Genomic DNA, 16,055 nt, shown 5'->3' with positions numbered 1-16,055 from the left:
GAGGCTGCCACACGGGCGCTTTCGCGTTCCCGCGATTAGTAGAGCAGCGCGGTGAGGCGTTTGCGGGCCGGCGGCACGCGCGGGTCGTCGGTGCCGACAACCTCGAACAGCTCGAGCATGCGCTGGCGGATGACGTTCTTGCCCGCAGCATCCTGGCCGGGGAACAGGCCCAGCAGCCTGTCGAAGGCGTCCTCGATGTGTCCGCCGGACAGGTCCAGGTCGGCCACGAGGAGTTGAGCCTCGAGGTTCGCCGGGTCGTCAGCGGCGGCCGAACGCACCTCGGCGATGGTCTTGCCCTGCAGCCGGGCGAGCAGGCTCACCTGGGCGAGACCGGCGGCAGCCATGGTGTCGCGCGGGTCGCGGGCCAGGGCGAGCTTGTAGATGTCGATGGCAGCGGCGTAGTCGCCGCGTTCGATGGCCTCGTAGGCCTCGCGGTGATGCGGCGGAAGTTCGGGTTCAACGGGCTCGGCAGACGGGCCGGCGGGCGACTCGGCGGCCTCGGCCACCCCGGTCACACCGTGCTGAGCGGCCAGCTCCAGCACCCGCTCGAAGACCTCGCGGATCTGCACCACGGGAAGTACCCCGTCGAAAAGCTGCACCGGCTGACCGTTGATCACGGCGGCGAGGGTCGGCACCGACGTGGCCTGGAACGCCTGGGCGAGCTGCGGGTTCGTGTCGATGTCGACGGTGGCCAGCACGAAGCGGCCGTTGTACTCCCTGATCAGGTTTTCGATCACCGGCGTGAGCTGGGTGGCCGGCTCGCTCCAGGTGGCCCACAGGTCCACAATCACCGGAACGATCTTCGACAGTTCCAGCAGCTCCGCGAAGTTGGTGTCGGTACCCTCGAGCACCAGGTTCGGTACCGGAACGACACCGGCGACGGCGCCATCCGGCGCGGTCCCGGTGCTCACGCCGGCCGCGGCCGCCGGTGGGCGGTTCACGAGCGAGGACAGGTCGACGGCGCCGCGCAGGTTGGCGCCGGCTGGGGGGACAACGGTCATGGAAGCTCCACGGAATTGATCAGTCCCTGACTAAAGCCAAGGAGAACGATTTTGTCGGTTGAATTGGCGGCAGGCACGTGAAACAGGAGCTGCTCGCTGTAGGTGCTCTGGATTCCCTTGGTGGTCTCCTCGATACCGGAGAGCGCCTTGCTCGGGCCTTCCTTCGGGGTGATGGTCGCCTTGCCCGCGACGGGAGTCACCGTGGTGATCTCGTTCACGCTCACGGCCACGATACTGCCGGAGTCGTTCGTGGCGAGGGCAATGATCTCGCCACTCCCGACGGCGTTGGTGAACTCCATCGTGCCGGTGTCCTCCAGCTCCAACAGCTGCTTTTCCTTGTACTCCAAGCCCAGCTGGGTGCGGGCGGTGTCGCCCTTGGCTTCGAAGAGCGGGAACGACGGGCTCGCCTCGCCTTTCAGCAGGATGTCGGCGTAGGCCGGGCCGACGGCGTTGGGCGCCATCGACATGAACTTGTTGTCGGGGGCGATCAACGGTGCGCCGATGGTGGCCGGGGCCACACTCGGAACCTTGGCGGATGCCTCGAGCTGGACGGCGTACTCGACCAGGTAGTTCTCCCGCGGAGATTCCTGCTTGAGAATAAGCGCCATGGTGGGCACCGAGGCCTCATCGGCCGACTGCAGCACCGTCATGACCACGCGCGGCCAGGCATCGGTCTGCTGCGGAAGCGTCAGCGTCAGCGGGGAATCCGGCAGCGCCACGGTCGCCGCGTACGACGCATCGGCGGCGCGGACCTTGTAGTTGGCCAGACGCTGCTCCAGCGCGGGGCCGGTGAACCGGGTGGCCAGGCTGTCGGCGTCCAGGTTCGCGTCGGCCTCCGCCGTCAGCGCAACAATGTCGCCAACGATGCGCTCGAGTTGCGGCACCGTCACAGCGGGCTCCGGAGCCTCGTCGGCCACGGGAGCCTCGGTGTCCTCTGCGCTGGGCGAGGGCGTCGCCGTTGCGGTGGCGGCGGCCTCCGGAGCGGCGGTCGGCCAGAATTCCGGCGAACATCCGCTGAGCACCAGGCCGGAGACCAGAACAAGGGGAACGGCGATCATGGACCGGCCGATCGACCGGCGTGGACCGGTGATCTCGCTCGCCTTGATGGTCTTGGGGCGCGGCACCCGGGGCAGCCTGGGCATGCGCGGCCCGCGCGGCACGTTGCGCCGCGGGCGGCGGGACCGGCGGAAGTGCAACAGGCCCAGCAGGTAGATCACGAAGCCGAGCAGACCGATGAGAGCTCCCCCGACGATCAGCGGACCGGCCCACGGTGTCGCGTTGTCCGTCGGCCAGGCCACGGTGATATCCGTCGGCGCCGGGGCGGTCCCGTCGGAGGCGACAAGCACCGAGATCCCTTCCGGCGCACTGATCGTGGTGGTCAGCGACCGGTCACCGGTGTACTCCTCCAACCACAGGTCGGAGCCGGCAGGGTCGGTGGCCAGCGGGGCCGCTTCCGTTTCCGCCGCCGGCGTGACGGCGGTTCCCGTCGCCGGGGTGACCGTCAATTTCCCGGTATCGGCATCGAGGCCCACCGCCGCGTACTCGTCAGCGCCGATCCAGGCCTGGATGTCCGCGGTACGCGCGTAGGCGACGAAGACGCTGTCGGAGCCGGAAACCGTGATGGTCTGGCTGCCCGGGAACGCGCCCAGTGCCGTACCGTCGATCACCGCGTATGGTGCACCGTCGGCGACAGTCGCGCTCAGGCTCGTGGAAGCAGGTTCGAGAAAGACTGTCCGCTGCGCGATGCCGAATGCGATCATCAGCGCGGCGAGGACGAATGCCAGAATGGCAAAGACGAAACGCACGTAAAACCCTCCTGTGTTGCCTGCCGATGGCTGCGAATCACAACGCCTGCCACCGCTTGTCGGGGCCGGGAAGCAACAGACACGGACGTCTTACGATAGTGGACGCTCCTGAGAGGTGCCTAATAGCCACTTTTCGCGTGATTCCCCTCCCGCCATGGTCTCCTTTCCCCCGAAGGCGGGATGGGGAGCAGAGTGTCCGGGCACTAAAATTGCACGGTCTGCTCCGTCCGTATCTGACTCGGGGTCAGGCCCATTTATGAGGAGACAACGTGGCGACCGACGAGGCTGACTTCACCCAGGTATTCCGGGGGTACGACAAGGACGAGGTCGACAAGGCCATCCAGGGACTTCGGCGAGACCTGATCCAGGCCAACGCCCAGAGCACCGAGTCGGCCAAGGAAGTCAAACGGCTGGGTGCCAGAATCGACGACCTCAATGCCGAGATCGAAGAGGTCGGCAGTCCCACCTTCTCCGGGCTGGGCACCAAGCTCGAGAACACCCTGCGCGTCGCCGAGGAGCAGTCAACCCGGGTCATCGCCCAGGCCGATATCGACGCCGAGAAGCTGCGCGCCTCCGCATCCGCCGAGATCGACGCGCTGAAGCGCCAAGCCTCCGAACACGCCGAACGAACGGTGTCCGACGCCACCGTCAAGGCCCACCGACTGCTCACCGATGCCCAGGTCGAGGCGGACGATCTGCTCAGCCGCGCTGGGCAGACCCACGAACAGCTCACCCAGGATGCCCTCCAGGAGGCCGCGGCGATCCGCGGCGCCGTCGCCACCGAGGCGGCGGAGCTCCGGGCCACGGTCAAGCGTGAGGTCGCCGCCATTCGCTCCGAGGCCGAGCGGGAGGCCGCTGAGGTGCGGGTCGTCGCTCAGCGCGAGGCCACCGAAGCGAGGGAGATCGCCGCAGGTCTCACCCGGGAAACCGAATTGACGCGCGCGGAAGTGGCCCATGAGCTGGACCAGCAGCGTGCCGACCTCGCCCGCGAAACCGAACAGGCCCGCATCGACCTCGCCACCGAGACCGAACAGGACCGCATCGACCTGGCCCGGGAGACCGAACAGGCCCGCATCGACCTGGCCCACGAGACCGAGCAAGCCCGCTCCGACCTGTCCGTGGAGATCGAGCAGGGGCGCACCGACCTCGCCCGGGAGATCGAACAGGCTCGCGCGGATCTCACCATCGAAGGTGAGCAGGCGCACACCGACCTCGACCGGGAGCTGGACCGAGATCGGGCGGCAGTCAACCGCGACCTCGACAAGGCCCACGCCGACCTCGCCGCCGAGATCGAGCAGGCCAGAGCCGACCTCGCCCGGGAACTCGAGCAGACCAAGGCCGACTTCGACGCCGACAGCGAGCAGGCCAGGATCGATCTGGACAACCATCTCACCGCCACCCGCAAGCGCGGCGAGCACGAGGCGGCCAAGCTGCGACGCGAAATCGACCAGATCCGAGCCGACCTCGAGGTGGAGCTCAAGGCGCGCAGGGACGAAGCCGAGCAGGACCACCTGGCCCGTCACCAGGCGGCCGTCGCTCAGACACAGCGTTACCTGGACGACTCCTCGGCTCAGCTCGCCGTCACCAACGCCCGCACCGTGGAACTCCGCGCTCTCAACGAACAACTGGACACCGGTGCCCGCGCCGACGCGAAGACGGCGAAAGCGAAGGCCAACGACGAGGCCGAACGCATCGTGCGGGATGCCGAGGATCGCGCGGCGGCCCTCGTCGCCGAAGCGGAGACACGCACGCGTGAACTCGTCAGCGACGCTGAAGACCGTCTGGCGCAGATTAGGATTGAGCGCGAGTCGGTCGCCGGCTACTTCGAAAGCCTGCGCAGCGTTCTGACCCAGGCGGAGAAAGTGAACGCTGACCAGGACTAGTCACAACGCCGAGCAAGTGGAGACAACAGTGAAGATCCAAAACGCCTTCCGGCTCGGCCTGGTGGGAACCCTGGGTGTCGGCCTCGGGGTGCTGATCCTGAGTTCGATCGTCTCGCTGTCCACGATCATCACCTATATCGGGGCGGCCCTGTTCCTGGCCCTGGGACTCGACCCGGCCGTCTCGTGGCTGGAGAAGAAGAAGTTCCCGCGGTGGGCCGCCATCCTCACGGTGCTCATCGCCGTGCTCGGCGCGCTGACCGGGGTGATCTTCGCCATCGTCCCGATCATCGCCGACCAGATCTCCAACCTGTCTGAGCGCATTCCGGCCCTGGTGAAGTCGGTGAATTCAGCGACGTTCCTCGTCGACCTGCAGAAGCAGTTCCCGGCCCTCGACGTGCAGGAGATCGTCGAGGCGGTCACGAAATATCTCGGCGGCAACCTCACGGAGATCACGTCCACCATCGTCCAATCCGGTTTCGCCATCGTCAGCGGCTTGTTCGGCGGCCTGATCATCCTGATCCTGACCCTGTACTTCACGGCGTCGCTGAACACCATGAAGCGAGCCACCTACCAGCTGGTCCCCGCCTCCAAGCGGGAACGCTTCGCGGACCTGAGCGAGCAGATCACCACGGCCGTCGGCCGGTTCATCGTTGGACAGGGCGCTCTGGCCGCCTGCAACGGTGTCTTCAGCTTCATCTTCCTGTCGATCATCGGCGCCCCCTTCCCGGCCCTGCTGTCGGTGATCGCGTTCCTGTTCTCGCTCATCCCGCTGGTCGGCACCATCACCGGATCCGTCATCATCGTCGCCACCTGCGCGATTCCCGGTATCGGCAGCTCCTGGCTGACCGTGCTCGTCGCGGGCATCTACTACCTGGTCTACATGCAGCTCGAGGCCTACGTTCTCAGCCCGAACATCATGAACCGCGCCGTCGCCGTTCCCGGCGCCGTCGTGGTGGTGGCAGCCCTGGCCGGCGGGTCGCTGCTGGGCATCCTCGGCGCCCTGATCGCGATCCCGGTCGCGGCATCCGTCATCATGATCATCAAGCAGGTCGTCATCCCCCGCCAGAACGAGCTGTAAAGCCTCCGGAGCGCCCTGTCGAGCGGCGTGGTGCTCCTGAGCGGCGGACGGCCGCCGGTCGCTCACGCGGCGGCTCAGAGCTCGGCCGCTCGGAGCCGGGCGGCTCAGAGCCCCGGCGGCCTAGAGTTCGCCGGCCCAGGTATCCGGCAGCGGCCCGGCTGCCGGGTTCACCGCGGCGACGATTTCGTTGAGCACCCGGCGGGTCTGGCTCTCCCCCACCCACAGATGCTTCGCGCCGTCCACACTGATCAGTCGGGCGTTCGGAACGCTCGCGAACCGGGTGCGGGCCTCGGCGGGCCGAAGGTAGTCGTCGTGTTCGGGCACCAGCACCACGAGTTCGCGCTCATCGCCCGCCCAGGCCGCCAGTTCGGCATCCGTTGCCCGATGCAGCGGTGGTGACAGCAGGATGGCGCCGCGGATCGGGTGATCGAGGCCGTACTTGATCGCCAGTTCCGTGCCGAACGACCAACCGACCAGCCAGGGGTCAGGCAGGCCACGCTCGGTGACGAAGGCCATGGCCGCGGCCACATCGGCACGTTCGGCGTCGCCGTGTCCGAAGCTGCCCCCGCTGGTCCCGCGCGGTGAACTGGTGCCGCGGGTATTGAAGCGCAGCACGGCGAGCTCGGCCAGCGCCGGCAGCCGACCGGCAGCCTTCCGCAGAATGTGCGAATCCATGAACCCGCCGTGCGTGGGCAGCGGATGCAGGGTGACCAGGGTGGCGACGGCGGGCCGGTTCGCCGGCGTGGCCAGCTCGCCCACCAGGGTGAGGCCGTCGTCGGTGTGCAGCTCGATCTGCTCGCGGGTTGCGGGCAGGTCGATGCCGCCGCGGATCTCGACTGGTCCGGCCATGGTGGTGCTCCTCGTCGGGGGGGGGGGGGTGAACGCGTGCGCGAAACGCTCGGGTTACTTGATCTTCCAGCAGTGCAGGTGCCAGTGGCGCCGGGCGGCGAGGTCCGCCGCGTCGCCGGTCACACCGTCCCCGCGCCAGGTGACCATATGGGCCACTCCAGGGTTGATGTCGAGCAGGCAACCGGGGCAGAGGTAGGTCTTCCCCGCCTGGGCGGCGCTGATCGGCTGCACGTGCCACACGCCGTCGCGCTTCACCTCGGTGCGGCGCCAGCCGGCGAGCATGCGCGAGAGATCATCGGACTCGTCTTCGCCGGTGCCGGCTCTGCGGCCCTTGGGGCGGTTGCTGCGCGGCATGGTGCAAGTCTAACCCTGGCTCGCCGGGCCCAGCTGGGCCGGTCCGGTCGGGTGACTAGTACCAGCCGACGTCGACGGAGTGGCCCCAGGCGCCGCAGGGAGTGCCGTAGCGGCCGCTGATGTAGCCCAGGCCCCATTCGATCTGGGTACCGGCGTTGGTTTCCCAGTCGGAGCCGGCCGAGGCCATCTTCGAACCGGGCAGTGATTGCGGGATCCCATAGGCGCCGCTGCTGGAGTTCATCGCGTTGACGCGCCAGCCGGACTCCTTGTTCCACAGCGACACCAGGCAGCTGTACTGGTCTTCGCCCCAGCCGCGGGACGCGACGGCGCCGTAGGCGTACGCCTGGGCGGAGCCCGGGTCGGGGACGGCAGCCGGTGCGGCGCTGACGGGGCCCGGCGACGTCGTCGACGCGGCGGCCACGGGGGCCGGTGCGGGTTCCGGCTCGGGTTCGTTGATGGTGTAGCTGTCGATGACGACGGCGTTGGCCACGGTGCTGGCCACGAGCAGGGACTGAGCGGCCTCGCCCTTGTACCGGTCGGATGCGGCGCCGGGCACCTGGAAGTACGGTGACGCCGTCGCTCCGGAGTACGGGTCGACCACGGTGACGAGCACGAAGGCGGCCGCGGCGGTGAAGGCGAACAGCGACAGCGCCACGTGGCTGCGTGAGCGCGGGCGGTGCATGCTCCGCGGGATCGGCCGGGCGGGCGTCTGCACGGCCAGGGCCCCGAAGGGTGCACGAAGCGAATTGCTGCCCGGTGTGCTCACCGGCGTCGCGCCCGAAACGGGCGCGGAAATGTTGAGATGTCTACCCACGATGATTCGACACTAACCCATCTCGCGGGTAACGACCAGGTAACGACACGCGATGTGTCACCGAACGGCGAGCATCACGTCCACGACACTGTCGAGAACCAGGTCGACCTGGGCCTCCCGGTAACCGGTCCGCTGCGGGCGGAAGACCGCCGTGCGCACATCGTCGACGGTGACCGGGTGGCCGTCCTGGAAGTAGGTGACGAGCTTCGCGGCGAGGCGGTCGACATCGGCTTTGTTGTAGCCGGTGCTGAAGATACTGGTGCGGGAGAACCGGTGACCCGCCGGTCGGCCGAGGCGGTTGATGATCACCTGCGCGGTCTGACGGGCCTCGTCGAGCCAGGCCTGCGAGCCGGATTCGCCGGTGGCCCGTTCCCGCTCCCGCAGCGCGAAAGCGTCCTCGAGACGCTCCAGCGCCGCGTCGACGTGGCTGGGCGAATAGCCGCCCTTCTGCATGGCGAAGGCCGTGTGACGGATGTCGGCTGCGGTGAGCTGGTCCGTCCCACCGGCATCGTCGTACGCGTGTCGAGTCGACTCGAGGAACTCCTCCACCTGCTTGAGGTTGTAGCCGAGCATCTTCTTGCTGGTTCGCGGAAACGTAGTGCTCACCGCCTCATTCTGCCCCACCGGACGCCGAGTGTCGAAAGCAGCCGGGTCAGGCGAAGATGAGGTAGAGCGCATAGGCCGCGGCCGCTGACGGCAGGATGGAGTCCAGACGGTCCAGGAAACCGCCGTGGCCCGGCAGCCAGGAGCTCATGTCCTTGATACCCAGGTCCCGCTTGATCAGCGATTCCGCCAGGTCACCGAAGGTCGCTGTGATCAGGATCACCACGCCGAAGATCGGACCGAACCACCACGGCTCGCCGAGCATGAAGATGGCCAGCAGAATACCGACGACCACACACACGATGGCCGCTCCGGCGAAGCCCTCCCAGGTCTTCTTGGGACTGATCGAGGGCACCATCCGGTGTTTGCCGAAGGAAAGGCCTGCCGCGTACGCGGCGGTGTCAGCGGAGATCACCAGCAACAGGAACGCGAGCGTCCACCACTGGCCGCCCTCCTGGGTGACCAGAAGCACGGCGAAGCTGGACAGGAACACCACGTAGACCTGGATCAGGAAGCCGCCGCCGATGTCGGCGAGCACCACGCTGCGGGGTGCGCGGTGCCTGGGGAAGGCGAGCATGGCCAGCCGCCACAGGGTGATCAGCAGGATGCCGCCCAGTGTCGCGAGCCACTGGCCGCCGGCACCCCAGTAGAACGCGGCGGGCACGACGGCCACCGCCGACGCCAGCACCGGGATCCGGGGCACCTTCCGGCCGCCCCGGCGCAGCGCCTCGGCCAGTTCGAAGGCCGTGAACCCCACGACCACGAAGGCGACGATCATGAACAGCTCTTTGATGAAGATCAGGCTCACGAGCATCGCGCCGCCCAGGACCAGCCCGATCAGGGTCGCCAGAATCAGGTTGCGCCCTGTGCGGGCCTCGATGCGTTCGTTCGTCGCATCCAGCTGCGCCTTGGTGGCCTGTACCTGGCGTTCGATGTCGGCCTTGGTGGACTGCACCTGTGCCCGAAACTCGGCGCGGCCGGTGCCGCGACCCCGCTGGGGTGGCTGGGTGGGCCCTGGCTGATCCGTCATTCGCTTAGCCTCCGCTAGATAGCGAGGAGTTCGGCTTCCTTGCGCTTGAGGGCGTCGTCGATCGCGTCGATGTGAGTCTTCGTGATCTGCTCGAGCTCCTTCTCGCCACGGGCCACGTCATCGTCGCCGACCTCGCTCTTGAGCGCGTCGAGTTCGTCCTTGGCCTTGCGGCGGAGGTTGCGAACGGAGACCTTGGCATCCTCACCCTTGGTCTTGACGATCTTGACGTACTCCTTGCGGCGGTCGTTCGTCAGCTCGGGCAGCGAAGCCCGGATGACGATACCGTCGTTGCCGAGGTTGGCGCCGAGGTTCGGGGTGTCCCGAATGGCGTTCTCGATGTCGCGCAGGGCGCTCTTGTCGTACGGGGTGATCAGGAGCGTGCGAGCTTCCTGGTTCTGCAGCGAGGCAAGCTGCCCCAGGGGCGTCGGGGTGCCGTAGTAGTCGACCAGGATCTTCTGGAACATCTGCGGGTTTGCTCGCCCCGTACGCACGGTGGCGAAGTCTTCCTTCGCGGCCTCGACGGCCTTATCCATGCGCTGGGTGGTGTCGGTCAGGACATCCGTAATCACGGTGACTCCTTCTTCGGTGGCTTCAATAATCCTAGTTGGAGACGAGGGTTCCCAGTTCGGCGCCGAGAATGGCGGCCGTCACGTTGCCGTGCGGAGCCATCCCGAACACCCGCATGGGCATGCTGTTGTCCATGCACAGGCTGAAGGCCGTCGAGTCGACGACCTTGAGGCCGCGCTGGAGCGCATCCTGGTAGGTGATGCTGTGGATCTTGTGTGCGTCGGGGTTGGTGCGCGGGTCGTCGGAGTAGACACCGTCGACGCCGTTCTTGGCGACCAGGACGACCTCGGCACCGATTTCAAGGGCGCGCTGCGCGGCCACGGTGTCGGTGGAGAAGTAGGGCAGTCCGGCGCCGGCGCCGAAGATGACGACGCGGCCCTTTTCCAGGTGACGCTCGGCGCGTCGCGGGATGTACGGCTCGGCGACCTGGGTCATGGCGATGGCGGACTGCACGCGGGTCTCCGCGCCGGCCTGTTCCAGGAAGTCCTGCAGGGCGAGGGCGTTCATGACGGTGCCCAGCATGCCCATGTAGTCGGCGCGGCCTCGGTCCATGCCGCGCTGGGAGAGCTCGGCGCCGCGGAAGAAGTTGCCACCGCCGACGACGATCGCGATCTCCACGCTCTTGGCGGCCTCGGCGATTTCCCGGGCCAGGCTGCTGATGACGTCGGGGTTGACACCGAGGCTTCCGGCCCCGAATGCTTCGCCCGACAGTTTGAGGAGGACTCTGCGCTTGGTACCTGTATCTGACATGCCCGTGAGCGTCCTTCCGTTGTGGATCGTGATTCTAAAACTACCGGTTGAGCACCGGTGGGCTATACCCCTGCTGCGGCCCGCCTGGAGCCGGGCAGAGAAGAAGGAGACCGGATTGCCGAGGCGATCCGATCTCCTTCTGTCTCATGCTGCCTTACTGGTTACTGCTGTGCCGGTTGCGGCGGAGCTGGTTACGCGCCGACCTTGAACCGGGCGAAGCCGGTGACGGTCAGACCCGCGTCAGCGAGCACCTTCGCCACGGACAGCTTGTTGTCCTTGGCATAGTCCTGCTCGAGAAGTGCGACCTGCTTGAAGTACGCGTTGACGCGGCCTTCAACGATCTTGGGCAGCGCGGCGGCCGGCTTGCCCTCGTTCTCGGAGATCTCGGTGACGATGCGACGCTCGGCCTCGACGGCTTCTGCGGGGACGTCTTCGCGAGCCAGGTATTCCGGGTTCGCGAACGAGATGTGCTGGGCGATGCTGCGCGCGGTTGCGGCATCCTCACCGGTGTAGCCGAGAACAACACCGACCTGCGGGGGCAGGTCCTTGCTGGTCTTGTGCAGGTAGATCTCGAAGTTGTCACCGGTGACGGCTGCGACGCGGCGAAGTTCGAACTTCTCACCGATGATCGCGGCTTCGCCGTTGATGAGGTCTCCGACGGTCTGGCCATCCGCCGGAGCGGCAAGCGCCTCGGCGACGTTGGTGGCGCCGGCAGCGGAAACCGCGTCCAGAACCTTCTCGGAAAGAGCGCCGAACTTCTCGCCCTTGGCGACGAAGTCGGTCTCGCAGGCGAGCTCGAGCAGGTAAGCGGTGTTTCCGATCACCTTGGCGGCCACGAGGCCCTCAGAGGTGGAACGGTCGGCGCGCTTTGCGTTGCCCTTTGCACCCTTGAGACGCAGGATCTCAACCGCGCGCTCGATGTCGCCATCGGCTTCGACGAGTGCGTTCTTGGTGTCGACCATGCCGGTGCCGAGGCGCTCGCGCAGGATCTTGACGGATTCGAGGTTGAAGTTTGCCATACCTGTTGTCCTTACTTGGTGTCGGCTACGGGAGCGTCGGCTGCAACCTCTTCGGTTGCGGCTTCGGCCGCTGCGGGCTCTGCTGCTGCGGGTGCCTCTTCTGCAACCTGCTCGGTGGCGACGGTTTCGTCGGCAACCTTCTCGGTGTCAGCGGAGGACTGCTCGGGCGTGGTCTCGGCCGGAGCTGCGAGCAGCTCGGCTTCCCACGCGGCGAGGGGCTCAACTTCGGCGCCCTCTTCCGGCTTCTGGTGACGCTGGATGAGGCCCTCGGCCGCGGCGTCGGCGATGATGCGGGTGAGCAGGCCAACGGAGCGGATGGCGTCGTCGTTACCCGGGATCGGGTACTGAACGTCGTCGGGGTCGCAGTTGGTGTCGAGGATCGCGATGACGGGGATGCCGAGCTTGCGCGCCTCGTCGATGGCGAGGTGCTCCTTGTTGGTGTCGACAACCCAGAGCGCGGACGGCGTCTTGGTCAGGTTGCGGATTCCGCCGAGGCTCTTGTGCAGCTTGACGAGCTCGCGCTTCTTGATGAGCATTTCCTTCTTCGTGAAGCCGCTCTTGGCGGTGTCCTCGAAGTCGAGCTCTTCGAGCTCTTTCATGCGGGCCAGACGCTTGGAAACGGTCTGGAAGTTGGTGAGAAGGCCACCGAGCCAGCGCTGGTTGACGTAGGGCTGGCCGACTCGCGTCGCCTGCTCCGAAATCGACTCCTGCGCCTGCTTCTTGGTGCCGACGAAGAGGATGGTGCCGCCGTGGGCGACGGTCTCCTTGACGAAGTCATAGGCCTTGTCAACGAACCCGAGCGACTGCTGCAGGTCGATGATGTAGATGCCGGAACGCTCGGTGAAGATGAAGCGCTTCATCTTCGGGTTCCAACGGCGGGTCTGGTGCCCGAAGTGCACGCCGCTGTCGAGCAGCTGGCGAATGGTTACGACGGCCATGAGCCGTACTCCTTATCCGACGTTTCTGCACAGCAGAAAACGCCCATCGGTTTGTGTCGTGATCGGATGATCACTACTCCTGGTGCCCGGCGCACAACCGCCCGACTTCGTGAAAAGTCAGGACCGAGTGGATGTGTTGGCCGAATGGGCACGCGTAGTCAGCGCACAAAGCGCTGCTCAGAGAACTCTAGCACCCGGCCGACCCCGGCCGCGCACCACTGCGCTCCCCCGCAGCCACTCCTCCACAGCCGGTTCTTTCACGCGTTTGGCACAGCCGGGCCCGCGGCGCGCCTCCCGACCTCGCCGTCGTCCGATGGTGGAGCCATGACAGCGACAGGACGCCCCGACAAACGCCTCGCCTCCACCCGTTCTCCCCTGCACAGGTTCCGGTCTCGCCGGCGCGCGGCGCAGGCTCCGTTCCGTCTCGCGGCGCTGCCGGTCTGTGCCGTCGCGGCCGCACTACTCACCGGCGCACCAAGCCTGTCCGGCTCGCCGGCGCCGGCGTTGGCTTCTGCGCCGGTGCCTGTCGTTGCGGAGCACAGTGCCGCGGCATCAGTTGCGGTTCCCGTGTCGGCGGCACCCGGTGCTGCCCTGCCCGGACAGGCGGCGCCGGCCGGATGGGCCTGGCCCGTCGGACCACCACGGGAGCTGACGCGTCCCTTCGAGGCGCCGGCCAGCCGGTATGCGGCCGGGCACCGCGGTATCGACCTCGTGGCCGGTGAAGGCCACCCGGTTCGCTCCCCCGCCGACGGGGTGGTCACCTTCGCGGGCACGGTCGTGGACCGGCCCGTTCTGTCAATCCAGCACGGTGAGGACCTGGTGTCCAGCTTCGAACCGGTCACGGCCACGGTGAGCGAGGGTGATCGGGTGCTGGCCGGGCAGGTCGTGGGCGTCGTGGCGACGGGTTCGCACTGCACCGCGCGCTGTGTGCACTTCGGGGTGCGCCGGCACGGTCAGTACATTTCGCCGATGCTCTTTCTCGGCGGGCTGGCGCGCGCGATACTGCTGCCACTCCCGCCGACCGGCCCGGTGCCGATCCCGGCCCGCTGACGCCCGCACTCTCACGGAGTGGCGTCAGGCGCGGGGGTGCGCGAGCCGGTAGCTCTGCTGCAGTCTCTCCGCCGAAACGTGGGTGTAAATCTGGGTCGTGCCGAGGCTGGCATGGCCGAGCATCTCCTGCACCGCGCGCAGGTCGGCTCCACCGTCGAGCAGGTGCGTGGCCGCCGTATGGCGCAGGGCGTGCGGACCTGCCGGGCCGGTGCCGGGCATCGACTCAAGCAGGGCCGCGACCAGGCGGTACACGGCGCGCACCCCGAGGCGCTGCCGATGGCTGCCGAGGAAGAGGGCGGACGGGTCGGCCCCGGCGGCCCGCCGAACGGCCATCGTGCCCCCCGTCGCCTCTGGCCGCGTCGTGTCGGCCGGAACCGCCGCGGCCAGCACCGGACGTGCCGCCCGCAGGTACCGCACGATGGCACTCTGCGCCGGCACGCCGAACGGCACAACGCGTTCCTTGTCGCCCTTGCCGGTGACGCGCACCGTCAGGCGGGACAGGTCGACGTCCCCCACATCGAGTCCGACGAGTTCGGAGACCCGCAGGCCGGACGCGTAGAGCAGTTCGATGATGGCCAGGTCCCGCACGGCTCCCGGGTCGTCGGCGCCAGCGGCGGCCTCGAGGCGGTCGAGCAGTTCCTGCATCTGGCTGCGATTGATCACCCGCGGCAGGGTGCGGCCGGGTTTCGGCGAACGCAGCCGCACGGCGGGGTCGCTGGGCAGCACGCCGTCCCGGGTGAGCCAGGCGGTGAAGCCGCGCGCCGAGGCGGAGCGCCGGGCGATGGTGGCCCGCGCAAGTCCGGCCTGCGTTCCCGTCCACAGCCAGTCGCGCAGGAGTTCCAGGGTCAGGCCGTCGACGGTGTCCACCGCCCGGTCTTCGGCGAAGGTGGCCAACCCGGCCAGGTCGGCGCAATACGCGCGCACCGTGTTCACGGAGAAACCGCGTTCGGTCGCGAGATAGCGGGCGAAGCCGTCGATCGCCGGGTCGAGATGCATGCCTCCAGCATCTCGCGCGCCGAGCGGGATGCCGGCACCGACGCGGGAATCGCCGTCATTCGCCCGCTCTCCCGCGCGGCGCGCACTCACAGTGATCCTCCCCCGGTCTCGGCTACCCGGCCGGCTGTGCGACGTGTCGGGAGAACGCCGCCAGCCGGTCTGTCGGGCTGAGCGCCTCCATCCGGTCAAGGTAGGCCGGATCGAAACGGGTGACCACGTCGAACGCGCCCAGGGGAACATTCGAGTGCACCACCTGGTCGGCATAGACGTGCACAAGGTTGATCGACTGGCCACCGCCGACACCGGTGAGCTGGCGTGGCGGGGCTGCCGCGTCGATCGTGTAGCAGGTGGCCGCGGCGACGGACACCGGGATCCCGGCGAACAGTCCCGTGGTGGCGTGGTGCAGGTGACCGCCGAGGATCGCGCGTACATCGCTTCCCACCAACACCTCGGCCAGCGCCGCCTGGTCGCGCAGTTCCAGGATGGTCATCAGCGGCAGGGCCGTGGGAACCGGCGGGTGGTGCAGGGCGAGCAGGGAACCGTGTTCGGCGGGTTCGCTGAGCACGTCGCGCAGCCAGGCGAGTTGGTCGGCGGTGACCTCACCGTGGTGGTACCCGGGCACGCTGGTGTCCAGGGAGATCACTCGCAGTCCGTTGACGTCGATGACCCTGTCGACGGGCCCGTCGTGGGCCTCGACACGCAGGAGTTCGGTGCGGAACGCCGCCCGTTCATCGTGGTTGCCCATCACCCAGACCAGTGCGGCGCCCATCCGCGCTGCGGACGCCTCGACGATGTCGCGCACCCGGCGGTACGCATCCGGCTCACCACGGTCGGCGATGTCCCCGGTGAAGACGAGGGCGTCGATGGCGAGGCCGGAGGCTTCCAGCTGCGCCATCGCGCGATGCACCGTGCTGTCCGTGTCGACCGCGTCGTATAGCAGCCGCCCGGAGCCGTCCGGGCCCGTGCCGAGGAAGTGAGTATCGCTGAGGTGCGCGATGAGGTGGGAGGCCGGCCGGTACTGGCCCATCTGTGCCGGCGGCGGAGCCGCGTTCTGCCCGTCCGTCGGTGTTGTTCCCGTCATGGCTGACCCCTCACACTCGTGGATGCTCGTCGTCGGGGCCGATGTGCGACTCCGTCACGAATCACCCTAAACGCACCCACCGACCGGCCCCGGCACGACCCGGCCACAACTGGTGCCGCTCCGGACACGTGCGCCCGGTGTGCCGGGGGTGGATTCAACCGGTCGATGCAACACTGCCGTTTTCTAGGTCCGAGAGTAGCTGATGGAGGGCCTCTCTCGGGGTGGCTGCGTCGAGTC

The 16,055-nt window shown here is 67.8% G+C and carries 16 protein-coding genes; 3 read left to right on the top strand and 13 right to left on the bottom strand.

Features of this window, described 5'->3' with window-relative positions:
* Positions 1 to 35 precede the first annotated feature (35 nt).
* Both RCH12_RS09100 and RCH12_RS09095 read right to left on the bottom strand, forming a co-directional pair.
* Positions 36 to 1,001 (bottom strand): tetratricopeptide repeat protein, encoded by a 966-nt coding sequence (locus RCH12_RS09100; protein ID WP_103432037.1) that lies wholly within the window; start codon positions 999 to 1,001, stop codon positions 36 to 38.
* Positions 998 to 2,806, bottom strand: coding sequence for a hypothetical protein (locus tag RCH12_RS09095; RefSeq protein WP_327016678.1), 1,809 nt, complete (start codon positions 2,804 to 2,806; stop codon positions 998 to 1,000). Before RCH12_RS09095 ends, RCH12_RS09100 begins: the two co-directional genes overlap by 4 nt.
* A gap of 269 nt (positions 2,807 to 3,075) precedes the next feature.
* On the opposite strand from RCH12_RS09095, the gene RCH12_RS09090 reads away from it, so the two are divergent.
* Together RCH12_RS09090 and RCH12_RS09085 are read left to right on the top strand one after the other, a co-directional pair.
* Positions 3,076 to 4,689, top strand: coding sequence for a hypothetical protein (locus RCH12_RS09090; RefSeq protein WP_327016677.1), 1,614 nt, complete (start codon positions 3,076 to 3,078; stop codon positions 4,687 to 4,689).
* Positions 4,690 to 4,717: 28 nt separating this feature from the next.
* Positions 4,718 to 5,767: an AI-2E family transporter gene (locus RCH12_RS09085; protein ID WP_327016676.1), complete on the top strand. Its 1,050-nt coding sequence runs from the start codon at positions 4,718 to 4,720 to the stop codon at positions 5,765 to 5,767.
* Positions 5,768 to 5,887: 120 nt separating this feature from the next.
* Here the strand turns inward: RCH12_RS09085 and RCH12_RS09080 are convergent, their stop codons facing one another.
* The 9 genes from RCH12_RS09080 to rpsB form a co-directional block, all read right to left on the bottom strand.
* Positions 5,888 to 6,616, bottom strand: coding sequence for an alpha/beta hydrolase (locus tag RCH12_RS09080; protein ID WP_327016675.1), 729 nt, complete (start codon positions 6,614 to 6,616; stop codon positions 5,888 to 5,890).
* A gap of 54 nt (positions 6,617 to 6,670) precedes the next feature.
* Positions 6,671 to 6,970 carry a hypothetical protein gene (locus RCH12_RS09075; protein WP_327016674.1) on the bottom strand — a complete coding sequence of 100 codons (300 nt, stop codon included), beginning with the start codon at positions 6,968 to 6,970 and terminating at the stop codon, positions 6,671 to 6,673.
* 55 nt (positions 6,971 to 7,025) lie between these two features.
* Positions 7,026 to 7,736, bottom strand: a complete 711-nt coding sequence (locus RCH12_RS09070; protein WP_327016673.1) for a lytic transglycosylase domain-containing protein — start codon at positions 7,734 to 7,736, stop codon at positions 7,026 to 7,028.
* Positions 7,737 to 7,841: 105 nt separating this feature from the next.
* The gene (locus RCH12_RS09065; protein ID WP_240632194.1) at positions 7,842 to 8,390 is read right to left on the bottom strand and encodes a DivIVA domain-containing protein; all 549 of its coding nucleotides are present in this window, start codon (positions 8,388 to 8,390) and stop codon (positions 7,842 to 7,844) included.
* Between the two features lie 46 nt (positions 8,391 to 8,436).
* Positions 8,437 to 9,417 carry a phosphatidate cytidylyltransferase gene (locus RCH12_RS09060; protein WP_103432042.1) on the bottom strand — a complete coding sequence of 327 codons (981 nt, stop codon included), beginning with the start codon at positions 9,415 to 9,417 and terminating at the stop codon, positions 8,437 to 8,439.
* Positions 9,418 to 9,431: 14 nt separating this feature from the next.
* Positions 9,432 to 9,986: a ribosome recycling factor gene (gene frr / locus RCH12_RS09055; RefSeq protein ID WP_088456457.1), complete on the bottom strand. Its 555-nt coding sequence runs from the start codon at positions 9,984 to 9,986 to the stop codon at positions 9,432 to 9,434.
* Between the two features lie 31 nt (positions 9,987 to 10,017).
* The gene (pyrH, locus tag RCH12_RS09050; RefSeq protein WP_088456458.1) at positions 10,018 to 10,734 is read right to left on the bottom strand and encodes a UMP kinase; all 717 of its coding nucleotides are present in this window, start codon (positions 10,732 to 10,734) and stop codon (positions 10,018 to 10,020) included.
* Between the two features lie 191 nt (positions 10,735 to 10,925).
* Positions 10,926 to 11,753 carry a translation elongation factor Ts gene (gene tsf, locus RCH12_RS09045; protein WP_103432043.1) on the bottom strand — a complete coding sequence of 276 codons (828 nt, stop codon included), beginning with the start codon at positions 11,751 to 11,753 and terminating at the stop codon, positions 10,926 to 10,928.
* Between the two features lie 11 nt (positions 11,754 to 11,764).
* Positions 11,765 to 12,691, bottom strand: a complete 927-nt coding sequence (gene rpsB / locus RCH12_RS09040; protein ID WP_088456460.1) for a 30S ribosomal protein S2 — start codon at positions 12,689 to 12,691, stop codon at positions 11,765 to 11,767.
* A gap of 324 nt (positions 12,692 to 13,015) precedes the next feature.
* On the opposite strand from rpsB, the gene RCH12_RS09035 reads away from it, so the two are divergent.
* Positions 13,016 to 13,741, top strand: a complete 726-nt coding sequence (locus tag RCH12_RS09035) for a M23 family metallopeptidase (RefSeq protein ID WP_327016672.1) — start codon at positions 13,016 to 13,018, stop codon at positions 13,739 to 13,741.
* Between the two features lie 24 nt (positions 13,742 to 13,765).
* On the opposite strand, the gene RCH12_RS09030 is transcribed toward RCH12_RS09035, so the two are convergent.
* Positions 13,766 to 14,737, bottom strand: coding sequence for a tyrosine recombinase XerC (locus tag RCH12_RS09030; protein ID WP_327016671.1), 972 nt, complete (start codon positions 14,735 to 14,737; stop codon positions 13,766 to 13,768).
* Positions 14,738 to 14,849: 112 nt separating this feature from the next.
* Positions 14,850 to 15,818, bottom strand: coding sequence for a phosphodiesterase (locus RCH12_RS09025; protein WP_327016670.1), 969 nt, complete (start codon positions 15,816 to 15,818; stop codon positions 14,850 to 14,852).
* Positions 15,819 to 16,055: the final 237 nt, after the last annotated feature.

The organism is Cryobacterium sp. MP_3.1 (assembly GCF_035984795.1).
GTDB lineage: Bacteria > Actinomycetota > Actinomycetes > Actinomycetales > Microbacteriaceae > Cryobacterium > Cryobacterium zongtaii.
The sequence above is the reverse complement of the archived record's forward strand: the minus strand, read 5'-3'. Positions and strand labels throughout refer to the sequence as shown.